Below are 13136 nucleotides of genomic sequence, written 5' to 3'. Positions count from 1 at the left end.
GTCACACACCCGTTATGGGCTGGGCGACTGCACCTGACGTTCGCGCACGATCGCCCGCCACAGCATGAATCCTGCAGCCATTGCCACCAGCATCAACGCGACCAGCACCAGGGCAAGGTCATCGGGATTGCGCAGCAGCGGCGCATGCTCATGGGTGAGGATCTCGAACACCACCTGCTGCGCCTGTGCCAGCGGTAGCCGGCCCTGCTCGCCCAGTTCAACCAAGCATGCGGCCGGAGACAGCTTGGCCACGCTGGTCCATGCCATGTCGTACAGATGCAATGCCCTGAGCGCCAGCGCCAGGATCGCGGCGTGCAGGGCCATCACCCCCCAGTTGGCGCGTCGCAGGCGTTCGGACAGACGCCCCAGACGGTAGACGCTGATCGACATCGCGCCCAGCAACGCCAGTACCACGCCTGCCATCGGAATCCACTGCAACGGTTGCCATGGTGCAAGCGCAGCGGACCGCGCCAGCAGCTGTTCTGCCACCTGCATGCGCGCGACAGGATCAGGCCCACCGCATGCGTCATCCACCGGCTCCAGCAGCAATCCCACGCGGTAGTGGAAGAAGCCGGCTGCAAGGGCTACCGCCAGCAGCGCCACCACCTGCAGTGCCAGCAGAATCGGGCCAGGACCACAGATACGACAGAAGCGGGCAGCAGCAGAGACCATCGGTTCATCCGTGACAACAAAGGACCATCCTAACCAAGCGCCCTGTGCTTGTCGGCTGGCGGATACGACAACCGCCGCGTGGTCCCGGTAGGATGTGGATGAGCATGGATGGTCGCATGTAGAGGTGTTGTGGATGGTCACGCTGTATCTGTGGGTGCGAACGCTGCTTCCGCTGCTGGCGTTCGTGATCGCGTGGATGCTGCTGTCGCGCCTGATCAAGGCCCGCGTGGCGCGCCTTCCACGGGTGCCCTTGAACCTGCCCGAGCACAGCAGCAGCCCGCGCAGGAAGGACCGGCGCATCTACGCGCGCAAGCTGCGGCGCAGACCGGGCCTGCGCACCGCAACGCGCCCGGCCACCGCGCCGCGCAGCTGGAACCTCGCGGCGGTGTTCGTTTCGTTCTCTGCGTTGATCGCCGCCGTGCTGGTCATGCCGGATGGCGCGCGCTTCCAGGTGCTGGTCGAGAGCCTTACAGGCTACCCGGCCACGATTGCTGAAGTACATGTTCCCGCTGCCGGGCAGCCCCTCGTGCTGCAGGCGTGGCAGCCCGCACTGGCGCAGCTGTCACGGCCGGTAACAATGCGCTACCCGATCGGGCGCACCGGCGGCCAGCATGACGCGCACGCCACGCTACCGGTGCAGGTGAGACATCAGGGTAATCGGCTGCAGGTGGCTACGGCCGTGCCGGTGGATTCCGAACTGCTGCGTTCAGACCTAGCGCGCTTGGCTGGGCTGCCGACGGCGGCAATCAACGTCCGCCAGCGCGAGATCTCACCCTGGCTGGAACCCGGCTGGAAGCCGCTGGACGGCATATAGATGCCGGACCAGGCCAGGCTGCTGTTGCAGTAGATCCACGCCATGCGTGGATGGGCACCGTGCGGGGTCGAGCACGGCTCGATCCTACAGATCAGGACCCGCGCGGCAGCTTCGTGGCCCACATGTTGTCCACCAGATTCGGATAACGCCGCCCATTCTCTTCCGCCCGCTGCCGCGCCGCCTCTTTCTGCGCAGGCGACAGCGGCTGCGAGGTCTGGCCCTTGGGGTTGGGCTTCTTCCACGGGGGTGTCTTGGTCTGGCGCATGGCTGCAGCTTACCGCTTCAGGAAGTTCAGCAGCGCCAGATTGAAGCGGTCCGCATGGCTGGTATTGCACCCATGTGGTGCGCCTTCCAGGATCACCACTTCGCTGCCCGGAATGGCCCGGTGCGTGCGCTGGCCCGAGCCTTCAAACGGCACGATGGCATCGCTGTCACCGTGCAGGATCAGGGTTGGCACTGTGATCTTCTTCAGATCGTCGCGGAAGTCGGTAGTGGCAAACGCCTGCATGCAACCCAGCGCCGCCGTCTGGTCGGATTGATGGCACAGCGCGATGGCCGCCTGACGCGTCTCTTCGGTCACCATCAGCTGGCCATTGGCGCTGAAGAAATCGCGGGTGAAGCCATCGAAGAACGCCTCGCGATCTTTCTCCAGACCGCTGCGCATTTCGTCAGCCTTGTCCTGGGTCAGCGGGCCTTCCGGGTTGTCGTCGCTGCGTAGCAGGAACGGCGGCACCGCCGCAGCGAACACCACGCTGTGCAGACGATCCTGTCCATGGTTGGCCACGTATCGGGCCACCTCGCCACCGCCCATCGAGAAGCCGACCAGGGTGACGTCGCGCAGGTCACGTTCCTCGATCACCCCGGCCAGATCCGCCGCCAGCGTGTCGTAGTCGTAGCCCTCGGCGGGCTTGTCGGAACGGCCGAAGCCGCGCCGGTCGTAGCTGATCACCCGGTGTTGGGCGTCGCGGAGGATCGACACCTGCGTCTTCCATGCATCGGCGGACAGCGGCCAACCGTGAATCAGAATGACCGGGCGGCCGTCGCCACCGGTGTCTTCAACGTGCAGGCGGATGCGGGAAGCAGGCATGGAACCTCCTGTGGAAGGGGAGGATTTCAGGCTACGGGCCGGCCCCTATCGCGACCGTGATGGAATCGCCGGTTGCCATGACATCCCCTGCACAGACGGCAGCCCTGGCGCTGGAGCCGAGCCGCCAATGCGGGCATTCACTCCGTGGAAGGGCCGTTTCGTCGGACGCCGGCTGCAGCGCCCCGAACGCCATGCGAGCCTGCGTGAACCCTCCCTGGAGACTCGCCATGCTGCTGCTCACCCTGCCCCTGCTGGCCGCCGGCCTCGCCGCCGCCCCCGCGCCCTCCGATGACCTGCGCGGGCAGATCCGCCAGGCCGACACCCAGCTGTTTGCCGCCGCCTTCGAGGCCTGCGATGCCGACAAGGCCGCCGCGATGACCACCCAGGACATGGAGTTCTTCCATGACAAGGATGGCAAGTCGGCCAGCAGCCGCGAAGACTTCCGCCGCAGCGTGGCCACCATGTGCAGCAATGCGCGCAAGGGCGGCTGGAGCCTGCGCCGCGAGCGGGTGGAGCCTTCGTTGCAGGTGTTCCCGCTACACGAGGAGCGGGCGCTGGAGATCGGCGACCACCGCTTCCATGAACGCGGCAAGGACGGCGTGGAGCGCTGGGTGGGCCAGGCCCGCTTCATCCAAGTCTGGCGTCGCGTGGACGGGCGCTGGTTGGCCGAGCGGGTGATCAGCTACGACCATCGGCCGGCAGACTGACCCCTCGGGCGCGCTTCACGGGTCGGATCTATACTTGGGGGGTTCACCCACGACCCACCGCTACCGTTCGATGGCCATGGCAGAGATCACCCCCAACCACCCCGACTACGGCCTCAACCAGCAGATCCGCCAGGGCGTGGCCGCACTGGATGCCCAGCACGGCCGTGCGTTCGACCAGACCAGCGAACGCCTCACCGCCAGCCTGACCGTGCTGGCCCGCGAGCAGGGCCTGCAGCAGGTCGACCACGTGCTGGTCAGCAACGCCACGGCCAATCATCCGGCCGGGCACAACGTCTTCGTCGTGCAGGGCGACCCGGCCAATCCGGCGCACCTGCGCGCGATGATGCCGACGGCTATGGCGGCGCAGACGCCGGTGGAGCAATCGATGCAGAAGCTGGGGCTGGGTGTGCAGCCGCAGGTCGAGGTGCAGGCGCAGGAAATGCAGAATCCTGCGCCGCGGATGGGATAAGCGCTGCAGCTTGAAAAGGGGGCAGCGCATCGGGGCTGCCCCCGCGTCTACAGCCTGGGCACCGCTTACAGCTGGATGCGCGCGACGCTCTCGTCAGCGCCCTTGTCATCCTTCTCGCCGTTCTTGATGCTCACGAACAGCACGTTGTTCTTCGCATCCAGCGCCAGGCTGTTCGGGTGGGTCGGCACCTTGTAGGTCGCCACCTTCTGGTAGGTGTCACTGTTGTACGCCGTCACCGTACCCGCTTCGCGATTGGTCACGTACAGGCGCTTGCGCGGTGCATCCAGCAGGATGCCCAGCGGGCCGGCACCGGTCGGGATGCTGGCCAGTTCCTTGCCGGTACTGCGGTCCAGCACCAGCACGCGCTGGCCCGGATGCTTGCTGACCAGGCCGCTGCTCTTGGCCTGGTAGCCACGCAGGAATTCCGAGCCCTGGTCGGTCACGAACAGGCGCTTGCCGGCCGGGTCCAGCGCGATGTTCATCGGCTGCTCGGCGGCGATCCTGTGCTGCGCCACCACCTTGTTCGAATCGGTGCCCACCACCACCAGGTCGGCCAGCAGGTTGCTGGTGTAGACGCGCTTGTTGGCCGCATCCAGTGCGAGGCCCGGCGCCTTGGCATTGCCCAGGCCGTCGATGGTGTTGATCACCTTCAGCGTGGTGGTATCGATCACGAACAGCACGCTGCTCACGTCCGGCTGGCTGCTGTGGCCGGTCACGTACAGGCGGTTGGCCACGCTGTCGACCACCAGCTCGCGCAGGTCGTGGGTGTAGGCGGCCTTGCCGTCCTTGCCGGTCTTCTTCTCCATCAACTGGATGGTGCCGACGGCCTTGTTCTGTGCGGTGTCGACCACGGTCACCGACAGGTCCACGGTGTTGCCCACGTACAGGCGGTTGTGGGCGTCATCCAGCACCACGCCGAACGCCTTGCGCTCCAGCGGGATGCGGGTTTCCACGGCCAGCGTGGTCGGGTTCAGGCGCAGCACCTGGGCCGGGTCGGCGTCATCGCCGAAGCCGCCGGAGGAGGCCACGAACACGGCGTTCTGCTTCGGGCTGTAGGCCAGCTCGTACAGGCCCTTGGCCACGGCCTGGCGCTGCACAGCGGCGGTGGCACTGGCGGCGGGAGCGTTGTCGGCGAACGCCGAGGGCGCGCCGAGGCTGAGCGAAACGGCAACGGCCAGGGCGGCCGAGCGGAAGAGAGGATTACGGAACATGCGAGCGTCCTTGAATGGGCACGGGAAGGTGTCCTGGCTCGCTGGGCCGTACTGCGACGGCCCGCCCCGCATCTGTCTGCGCGGGGTGGGCTGGCTGGGGTTGCGGGGGAATGGTAGCAGGTGGGGGGCGTGACGTGCGCCGGCGCGCGTATGACAGACGCGCGGGTTACTGCTCCTTCAACCGCAGCGAATCGGCCACATCGGTCTTGGCTGCCACTTCAGTGGCGATGCTGGCGCGGCGGTGCCCCGGGTCGTTGCGGTCGCCCTGCACGATGAAGATGCTCTCCGCCGCATGGCTGCTCTTCGTCGGCTGGCTGAGCAGCACGTGGTCCACGCGCGAGAGATTGTTCTGCTTGGCCAGCACCAGCAGGCTGGCGCTGATGCGCTGGCTGGCCGCATCGAACGGGCGGCCGTGCGCGGCATCCAGTTCGGCCACTTTCTGGATCAGCTGCGAGAACAGGCGATGATCTGGATGCGAAGGGTCCAGCAGCGTGCCGGCCACTTCAATAGGCGTCGGCGGCGGCTCATCGCTGGCACGGTCGCCCTGGCGATGATGCTCGGCCTCGCGCTCGGGCATCGCGTGGTGGGTTTCGGCATTCAGATCACTGCCCGGGAACGGCGCGGCGATGCACTGGATCTCCGGCAGGTTGAACAGCACCGCGAACTCGCCCAGGTTGCTGCCGCCATCCAGCGGCGCCGGCAGCGGATGCAGGCCCGCATAGTGCAGCGCCGCCCAGACGAAATCGCTGCAGCGGTTGATGGTGGCCGGGCGATCCACATCGAATTCGAACTCGGCCGGCTCCTCGGCGAAATCACGCAGGCAGCCGTAGTGCTCCTCGGAGATTTCCAGGGTGCGGCTGTAGTACGGGTCCAGATGTTCGTCGGCATCATCGTGGCGCACCTGCGCGTACTGCACGCCGGTGCGGGCTTCGCCCGGCGCGTGGCGCGGTGGCGCGAAGCCGTAGCTGTGGGCCTCGTCGCCCGCGGCCACCTGCAGGTACATATGGCCGCGCGGCGAGATGCCACCACTTTTCAGCGGGGTGCCGGGCGCGGCCAGGTACAGCGTTGCGGTGTAGCGTGTTGCCTGCTCCATGCCTGTTCAGCCTTGATGGGTGCTGCGGTCCTGGCCGGATGATGGCATAGGTGGGATGGGGGGTAGGTGGAGGAATAGAGGACGCCGATCGCGACTTGCTGAATATGTGAGCCAGCATGCAGTAATGACCCCGCGGTGGCCGCGGTCCCGGCTGCGACTGGAGCTTGCCATCCCACCGTTCTATAGTCGTTTCGATCATGCAAGGGAATCGCCCATGAGCAGAGCACCGGCTTGCCGGCTTGCCTCCTTCGCCCTGGTGGCCGTGCTGAGCACCACCGCCTGCGCGAAGGCCCCATCCACGGAAAAGGACCCGAACGGAACCCCCATGTCCGAAACCGCAACCAGCCCACGTACGGTGGGCGGACAGACCTACACAATGCAGCCGGTGGAAGCTCGGCTTGGCCCGCACCGCTTCATGTTCCCGGCCAACCTCTACTACAACCAGACGGGCCCCTTGGCCGATGGGGGCGTCATGCTCACTGTGTTCTGGCCTGATTTCGATGCAGCGCCTCCTGGTGATCGCCCGGTGCGCAGCACGCAGGACAGCCGGCGGCAGGTACTGGTCGAGCTTAGGTACATCGATCGCGTTCCCATCCAGAACTATCTGGCACGTCGGTCCAGCAGTGAGGCCACCAGCGCGCCGGGGTCGCTGGAGCGAAGAGACCCGGTAGAGAATCTTGCGCTACGCGTTGCACAACCCGAGCGATGGGGCCTGACGCCCTATTCGATCGACCCATCGTTGATGAAAGCCTATGCAAAGGAGTCAGAGGCTGCGCTGGGCAGGCCTTACGTGCACAACCCGGGGATGGAGCCAGACTGGTATGTGGCCCGCTCGGCGGAGGGGCAACTGACAACGTTCATCAGCTGCGACCCGGCAGATCGCATTCCTGACGGACTTGTAGCTCAGGGAAAGACACTTGAACGCGTCGGAGAAGGCCAGATCGCAATGTGCCGCCATTCCATCGTGGATGTGGGCGACAGCATCGCCATCGAGATGAACTATGCACGCGTCATGCTGAGCGACTGGCAGCGTCTGGAAACCAGCGTGCGTGATCTTCTGAGTCGCTATCGCGTTCAGCCGTAAACCGCATCTCAAGGATGAATCATGAGCGGACTTACCGATAAGGATATTCGTGTCCTGTCCTCCTACGCGAAGGAGGGAAATCGCGAGCTGTATTGGAACTATCTCGCGCAGCTTCCCGACAATGATGGCTACGGCCTGCTTGCATTGGGTGTTGTGCGCAACGACAGCCTCCCCGGCCGGGTGGCCAACAGCTTTGCAACCGCCGTTGCCGAACAACAGGCCACGCTGTTCGGCAACGAGAAGAACGTAGCGTTCACCGAGCGCAGGCAAGAAGCCTTTGGCCAGGATCTGATCAGGAACGACCTGGCGGAGCGCAGAAGTTGGATGGAGGCCGGCAGGCCCGATCTGGCACTCAACCTGCCCTACACCAGCACGCTCAAATCCCACGATGTTTCGTTCGAAAAGAACGACCTCAATGTGAACTGCTGGACGCCACGCTTGCTGCTGGTGTCCACGGAGCACAAACGCGGCGAGCAGGCAGCCGAAAAGGTCTGGCAGAACATGCTCGACAACAGCGCTGCCGGCGCATTCCGTGCTGGCAAGACGGCCGTCAGCGTGCACCTGGATATGCCGCAGCCCGCTGGGCATTTCTACTTCGTTGAGCTGAGCAAGTTCGAGGGCGCAGCGCTCCTGCAGCGCGACGCCGTAGATCCGAACGTGATTGGTACCAAGTTCGACTATCACAGCTACGACGCCAAAGACGGCAGCTGGAACCGCACAGTGGGCGTTCCCCCGCTCGATAGAACAACCAAAGAGACCGATCCCGCCGAGATTTCCGCGTTGAACGAGACCCGCGAAGTTCGCCTGGAGCGCGAGGTCAAGGCGAAGCAGTTTCATCCTGAAGATCCCTACAGAGAGATCGCCAAGAGCCCACGCGTGGTTTCTACGCAGGAGCCCGAGCCTCTCTTTACGGAAGGGCGCCGAATCGCAGCGATAGAACCTGGCAGCCCGGACTACGCGCTGCATCAGCAGATTCGCCAAGGCGTCGCTGCACTGGACGAGAAGCACGGCCGCCCCTTCGACGCGACCAGTGAGAACCTCGCCGCCAGCCTGACAGTGAGGGCACGCGAGCAGGGTCTGGAACAGGTGGACCATGTGGTGCTGAGCAACGCCACAGCCAATCAGGCGGCGGGTCACACCATCTTTGTTGTACAAGGCGACCTATCTGACCCTGCCCACCTGCGTGCAGGCATGCCCACTGCCGTGGCTGCACAAACGCCGGTGGCTGAGTCGCTGCAGCAACTGGCTGTGGTGGGCGATCAGCGCGAGCTCGCCCGCCAGAATGAGCAGCAGGCGCTGGATGCACGTACGCAGGAACAGCAGAACCACGCCATGCGCATGGGCTGATCGCCCCAGGTTGAGGCGGCCTCCCTCGGCGCTAGAGATTGCAGTCCCTGAGACCTTCCCAGGCCTGGGGTGCGTGTGAGCTTCGTGCCCACAACTGAAGCATCCTGGTTTGGGAGCGCCTCACATACTGGCCGCACGAATCTGGATGTCGTGCTGCACCCGCTGATCTTCCAGCTGCTGATCCATCTGATTCGCAAGCGCTCGCTGATGCGCTTCACGGCTGACAGAGTCGAACTGCCGCAGTGAGTCCTCCACCGACGTCTGCGCCGCCAGCTCGGTCGGCATCGCAGCGCGCTGATGGGCCGGATTGCTTGGCTCGCCCTGCACCACGAACAGCGTGTGCCCAGCCGGGTGTTCACGCGTGGCGTTGCTCACCAGCACATGGTCCACCCGGTCCAGGTCGTTGTCCTTGGCCAGTACCAGAAGGCTGGCCGTCATGCGTTCGCTGACTTCATCGAAGCTGCGGCCGTGCTTGGCGTCCAGCGCTTCCACGCCCTCGCGGATCTGCTGATACAGCGCGTGATCGGGGTGGCCGGGCTGCGTGGGGTCCTGCAGCGCCAGGTTCGGGGCCGATGCCTCATCCGGTGCGGGGGCGGCTGGCTCAGGGCTTGGGGCTATCGCGGGCTCGGCAGGAACAGTGAAAGCCGCAGTGACGAGCTGAAGGTCATCCAATGGAGCCGGTTCGGGCTCTGGCACGTGTTGTGCCGCTTCCTGCTCCAAAGGCCATGGATCGCGCGCAGGCTCAGCAGGCAGCGGCTCCTTGAAGGGCACCGGTTCCACCTCCTGCACTGCCATGTCCTGCTTTGGAGTGGGAGCAACCGCAGGCACCGGGGCCATCCGCTCCGGCTCCGATGCCTGCTCTGTGCGCTGTGTGGGCGCCGCCTGCATCGCCGCTGCCAAAGGCGTGGCAACGTGTGGCGTCGCGCGCTCAGGTGCGGCCGGGTGCGCCTGCATCGGCCCAGCCGGCTCCGGCGTCAGTGAGGCGGTACGGTTATCGGTGGGCGCCTCACTGTTTGGATGGGACTGAGGTTGGGGCTCCGCCTCACGCCGCGGCGGATCGCGCTGCTCGGCATGCCGCTGAGGCGCGGGCTTGTCCTGTGCGGCGGGCGTAGGCGGTGGCGTGACCGCCTTCGCGGGCGGCGCCGCCACAACCGTCGCAGGCGCGATGGGCTGCGCAGTGGCCGACTCTTCAGGCCGCACTTCCACGTTCCCATCCTGCTCGGATGGCTTGTCGCCATGTGCCACCTGCGCGGCCGCTCGTGCAGCCTGTCCTGCATCCACCTGCGCAGCACCCAGCCGATTGGCCTCCTGCATTGCCTGCCGGTACGCCTCCTGCTCACCCGCCGACAGCGCGGCAATGCGTAGCTCGGGCGAGTCCGGCACCGGCGCCTGCTCATTGGCACGCGCCCGCACCTCATTCCATGCCGCCTGCAGCTCCAGCGTGCTGGTGGTCGCGACGGCGCGCGCAACGCCATCCCCGCCTACCTGGTAATGGGTGATGGGCCTAGAGGCGCCCGCGTTGCCCTCTGCTGCAGGCCCCAGCTCCTGCAGCGTGGCCCCGGTTATGCCGTGCTGCTCGCGCGTGCGCGCCGTGGCCAGCGCAATGGCCTGCTCCCACGCCGGGGTCAGCGCGACGCCCGCAGCGTAGTAGCTGTGGCGCAGCTCGTTCTGGTTCACTTCCGCCGCAGACGGCAACGGTCGCGCGTCCAATGCGGCAATGGTCTGGTTGAACTGATCGAGCGACGGCTGCTGGATGGTGCGGGTCAGCTCCAACTCCAGCGCCATGTTCCCCTGCGCGATCTGCCCAGCGTGCTGCCATTGCCCTGCTTCGTCGCGCTGGTAGAGCTGATTGTCCGAGCCCTGGACGGCGTCGGGCCTGGCACGCGCCTGCTCCACCGCTTCCGGCACCAGCGGCACGAAGTCGCTGGCGCGGGTAGCGGCGTAGGTCTCCAGGTAGTTGGCGGCAATGGCGGCCTTGCCGTTGGCGATGTTGTTCTCGATGCGCTGCACCGCCTCGCGATTCAACTCGTTGGCGCGCTCGGGGCTGGCGGTCTGCGTCTCATACACACCCCGGTCGTTGGCGCCGGACACACCGATCTTGACCTGCCGGGTCCACTGCTCGGTCTGCGCATCGCGGTGCCAGTTGGGATTGTCCAGACGGCCCTCGCCGTCCTTCGCCGGGATGCTGAAAGGATCCTGCGGCGGCGGCGCCTTGCCCAGCGCCAGCTCTACCGCTTTTACGTGGGCGTATGCGCCCAGCTCGCGGGCCTTCTCGTAACTGGCGCCCACACTGCGCTCAGCCGGATTGCCCAGGCCGTCGCCCGCGCTGTCCATGACCGCCTGGCGCTGCCAGTTCAGGCCATTGAACTGCCATGTGACATCGGCCTTGTCGGTCTGCCGGTAGACGGCGCGGTTGTCGAGCAGATCGGCACCCTTGTCGAACGCCTTGCTCATCAGCAGCGCATCGCCCGCGACGATGGCGGCAGGTACGAAGCTGGAGGTGCCGATCACCGACGCAGTGGCCATGCCACCGATCCAGCCACCGCCGTTTCGCGCCAGGGCATGAGTAAGCTCGGACTGAGCGGCGGTGCCGTTGCCCTCTTCCAGCAGCTGTGAGGTGCGGCGGGCGGTGATAACGGCGTCGGCGCCGGAGGCGAGCAGGCCGCCGGAGCGGATCAGTTGGCTGGTGGAGGCTTCGCCGAGGAGCATTTCCGTGGTGGCAAAGCCGCGCTGCGAGACGGGCTTGTAATGGCTGGGCGATGCCTCAGCAAGATCATAGATTCCTTCTCGAGCCTTGCCGATGGCTGGAAGATCGTCAAGCAGAGTCTGTCGGACGCGAGCAGTAGTCGCATCGGACAGCGTCAATCGCCCAGCCTGCTCTGCCTCCGAGACCGCCAAACGCATCTCCATCCTGCCAGCGACTTCGCGCGCAAAGGCGTCGCGCTCCCCGGGGCCGGCGACTAGGTTCTTGGGGTTACTCTGAATCTCCTCAATGACGCGAGCAACACGCGGATCAGAATGAATGATTGCTGCCCATTCCGACTCCACAGGCCCCATCGCCCGTAGCGCCTTGAACTGTTCCGCGTGGTCCATACGGTATTGCGCATGGCTAGATATCGTACGTCGATTGCTTGCATTCGCATCCTCTGCGGTCATCCCATCGGGCGTGGTAGCAAACGCATCTCCATTGATAAGAGCAAGCTTGACTGTGTCGCGAAAATCAATCACTTGTTCTGCAACAATGCGCAGCGCGGCGGCATCCTTCTTCCTTATTGCAGCAGTGCCTGCTGGACTATCCTGAATGTCATTCAGGACATAATTTATTTCTTTAGTATAGGAACTTCTCGTCCGGCCTCGATGTGGAGAAGTGTCGAGGTCCTCCGCGAGCCCACCTCCAAACGGAAGGTAGAGACGATTGAGCGACTCATCCTTAGCCAGGTATCCCGCCTCGACAAGCCTCTTGACGAGAGGATGATCCCTGAACACTACCTGCTCAAAGACATGATGACTTTGTAGAATTACGCTTTCTGCGGGCATAGGATTCCATTCCCAAGAGGGCGAAGAGTGCTGTTGAACTAGTAGCCTGCAGCGTCTTCAATCCACACGCCGCGCGGATTGATCACCGTTCCAAATCCATGCTCGATGAGCGCGTCGCGAAGCACTCTGTCACAGTAGACACGGCTGCCCGAATGGATATCCATGAACACATGCGCATCAGCCACTTCCGTTTCTTTGAAGGACAACCTGCCGCCACCGGAGAGGCTGTAGTACTTGCCGTTCTGGTAGCCATCCAGAACTTTCACGCTCGATGCATTCTCGTCAATCGCGTCCAGAATTCTTATCACCTCACACAAATAGTGAGGCTCACCTTCTGAGCCGTCCTCGAGCTGAAAGGCACACTTCGCAAAGGCAAAACCTTCGGCATCGATGTTCTCCATTAAATCCTTTAGGGGTTGAGAAACCAGCCAATAGCCGTTGAATCCGCCTTGCAGATCCAAAGGCATATCACCAACCTGGCTATCGAAGCGAAGCTTGGGAACAACCCTCAGTGATGCAAGCCCGCCCACCTCAGAAGGCTCACTCATGTAGGTCGGCCAAGGGATTTCCTCTTCATTGTCCAATTCGACCCCATGACCACGACCAGGCGCACCCATATCGGGGCTAAGCACGTAGAAGCGACCTTTAGGGGGGGCAACTTTATTCATGCCGGCCTCACTCATTCTTGTTATCCACTGGTGTCAGCGAGCTCAGGCGAACATTGTTCGGAGCGCACAGATCGAACAGCCCGACGTTGTCTTCACTAGCAGCCATGGCTTTCTCCCGCTGTTGGCGTGATGCATCCGCTGGCCTCCGTTCTACCCGGAACATCAACAGCAAGCAATCAGAAGCCTATGAATCCGCTCACAGGATGGGACGCCCTTCCGCCCCCATGAGACGCCCCCGTCCTCCTCCTACGACCAGTATCGACACGGCGTGACTGGAAGCCATGTACAAAGAGCGTCTCAATCTGGGGGGGTTCTACCCCGAAATCACGGACGGTTGTAAAAGGGCTGAGAACTTCTGGTCTTGCCTGGCGACCCTTCGTCGCATCCTCGGGTTGTGGAACCGCTCGATGTATTCGAACACATCCGCCCTCGCGGCATCGAGCGTTG

General features: G+C 64.4%; 12 protein-coding genes and 1 pseudogene. 5 read left to right on the top strand and 8 right to left on the bottom strand.

The features are described 5' to 3' along the window. Nucleotides 1-12 precede the first annotated feature (12 nt). Nucleotides 13-672 carry a hypothetical protein gene (locus AC5P99_RS13835; RefSeq protein ID WP_043033956.1) on the bottom strand — a complete coding sequence of 220 codons (660 nt, stop codon included), beginning with the start codon at nucleotides 670-672 and terminating at the stop codon, nucleotides 13-15. Nucleotides 673-805: 133 nt separating this feature from the next. Between AC5P99_RS13835 and AC5P99_RS13830 the strand changes: the two genes are divergently transcribed. Further along, entirely contained in the window at nucleotides 806-1486 is a 681-nt protein-coding gene (locus tag AC5P99_RS13830; RefSeq protein WP_495213250.1) for a hypothetical protein, read from the top strand. Nucleotides 1487-1577: 91 nt separating this feature from the next. Here the strand turns inward: AC5P99_RS13830 and AC5P99_RS13825 are convergent, their stop codons facing one another. Then, complete coding sequence (locus AC5P99_RS13825; RefSeq protein ID WP_187757522.1) at nucleotides 1578-1751, bottom strand: hypothetical protein; 174 nt, start codon at nucleotides 1749-1751, stop codon at nucleotides 1578-1580. A gap of 9 nt (nucleotides 1752-1760) precedes the next feature. After that, the gene (locus tag AC5P99_RS13820; protein ID WP_476471083.1) at nucleotides 1761-2573 is read right to left on the bottom strand and encodes an alpha/beta fold hydrolase; all 813 of its coding nucleotides are present in this window, start codon (nucleotides 2571-2573) and stop codon (nucleotides 1761-1763) included. Between the two features lie 227 nt (nucleotides 2574-2800). Between AC5P99_RS13820 and AC5P99_RS13815 the strand changes: the two genes are divergently transcribed. Next, nucleotides 2801-3280, top strand: coding sequence for a DUF4440 domain-containing protein (locus AC5P99_RS13815; protein WP_049448825.1), 480 nt, complete (start codon nucleotides 2801-2803; stop codon nucleotides 3278-3280). Between the two features lie 76 nt (nucleotides 3281-3356). Then, nucleotides 3357-3749: an XVIPCD domain-containing protein gene (locus tag AC5P99_RS13810; protein WP_049448862.1), complete on the top strand. Its 393-nt coding sequence runs from the start codon at nucleotides 3357-3359 to the stop codon at nucleotides 3747-3749. Nucleotides 3750-3814: 65 nt separating this feature from the next. Here AC5P99_RS13810 and AC5P99_RS13805 read toward each other — a convergent pair whose 3' ends face one another. Then, nucleotides 3815-4960: a YncE family protein gene (locus tag AC5P99_RS13805; protein ID WP_495213249.1), complete on the bottom strand. Its 1146-nt coding sequence runs from the start codon at nucleotides 4958-4960 to the stop codon at nucleotides 3815-3817. 166 nt (nucleotides 4961-5126) lie between these two features. Next, complete coding sequence (locus tag AC5P99_RS13800; RefSeq protein WP_313208588.1) at nucleotides 5127-6053, bottom strand: XVIPCD domain-containing protein; 927 nt, start codon at nucleotides 6051-6053, stop codon at nucleotides 5127-5129. A 214-nt stretch (nucleotides 6054-6267) separates the two neighbouring features. Here AC5P99_RS13800 and AC5P99_RS13795 point away from each other — a divergent pair, with 214 nt between their 5' ends. Both AC5P99_RS13795 and AC5P99_RS13790 read left to right on the top strand, forming a co-directional pair. Beyond that, on the top strand, nucleotides 6268-7137 hold the full coding sequence (locus tag AC5P99_RS13795; RefSeq protein WP_123958177.1) for a hypothetical protein: 870 nt from the start codon (nucleotides 6268-6270) through the stop codon (nucleotides 7135-7137). Between the two features lie 21 nt (nucleotides 7138-7158). Further along, complete coding sequence (locus tag AC5P99_RS13790; protein ID WP_495213248.1) at nucleotides 7159-8484, top strand: XVIPCD domain-containing protein; 1326 nt, start codon at nucleotides 7159-7161, stop codon at nucleotides 8482-8484. A gap of 120 nt (nucleotides 8485-8604) precedes the next feature. On the opposite strand, the gene AC5P99_RS13785 is transcribed toward AC5P99_RS13790, so the two are convergent. From AC5P99_RS13785 to AC5P99_RS13775, 3 genes and pseudogenes are all read right to left on the bottom strand, one after another. Continuing rightward, entirely contained in the window at nucleotides 8605-12021 is a 3417-nt protein-coding gene (locus AC5P99_RS13785; protein ID WP_495213247.1) for an XVIPCD domain-containing protein, read from the bottom strand. A gap of 38 nt (nucleotides 12022-12059) precedes the next feature. Beyond that, nucleotides 12060-12704: an imm11 family protein gene (locus AC5P99_RS13780; protein ID WP_495213246.1), complete on the bottom strand. Its 645-nt coding sequence runs from the start codon at nucleotides 12702-12704 to the stop codon at nucleotides 12060-12062. Nucleotides 12705-13002: 298 nt separating this feature from the next. Continuing rightward, nucleotides 13003-13136: pseudogene (locus tag AC5P99_RS13775) on the bottom strand (IS3 family transposase); the annotation flags it as partial.

The organism is Stenotrophomonas sp. YJH_SMC_80 (assembly GCF_059372495.1).
This window is presented reverse-complemented; position numbering and strand designations above follow the sequence as displayed.

Bases quoted from the DNA above. Each gene is read 5' to 3' on its own strand.
- AC5P99_RS13835 (WP_043033956.1), bottom strand. From the start codon at position 672: ATGGTCTCTGCTGCTGCCCGCTTCTGTCGTATCTGTGGTCCTGGCCCG.
- AC5P99_RS13830 (WP_495213250.1), top strand. From the start codon at position 806: ATGGTCACGCTGTATCTGTGGGTGCGAACGCTGCTTCCGCTGCTGGCG.
- AC5P99_RS13825 (WP_187757522.1), bottom strand. From the start codon at position 1,751: ATGCGCCAGACCAAGACACCCCCGTGGAAGAAGCCCAACCCCAAGGGC.
- AC5P99_RS13820 (WP_476471083.1), bottom strand. From the start codon at position 2,573: ATGCCTGCTTCCCGCATCCGCCTGCACGTTGAAGACACCGGTGGCGAC.
- AC5P99_RS13815 (WP_049448825.1), top strand. From the start codon at position 2,801: ATGCTGCTGCTCACCCTGCCCCTGCTGGCCGCCGGCCTCGCCGCCGCC.
- AC5P99_RS13810 (WP_049448862.1), top strand. From the start codon at position 3,357: ATGGCAGAGATCACCCCCAACCACCCCGACTACGGCCTCAACCAGCAG.
- AC5P99_RS13805 (WP_495213249.1), bottom strand. From the start codon at position 4,960: ATGTTCCGTAATCCTCTCTTCCGCTCGGCCGCCCTGGCCGTTGCCGTT.
- AC5P99_RS13800 (WP_313208588.1), bottom strand. From the start codon at position 6,053: ATGGAGCAGGCAACACGCTACACCGCAACGCTGTACCTGGCCGCGCCC.
- AC5P99_RS13795 (WP_123958177.1), top strand. From the start codon at position 6,268: ATGAGCAGAGCACCGGCTTGCCGGCTTGCCTCCTTCGCCCTGGTGGCC.
- AC5P99_RS13790 (WP_495213248.1), top strand. From the start codon at position 7,159: ATGAGCGGACTTACCGATAAGGATATTCGTGTCCTGTCCTCCTACGCG.
- AC5P99_RS13785 (WP_495213247.1), bottom strand. From the start codon at position 12,021: ATGCCCGCAGAAAGCGTAATTCTACAAAGTCATCATGTCTTTGAGCAG.
- AC5P99_RS13780 (WP_495213246.1), bottom strand. From the start codon at position 12,704: ATGAGTGAGGCCGGCATGAATAAAGTTGCCCCCCCTAAAGGTCGCTTC.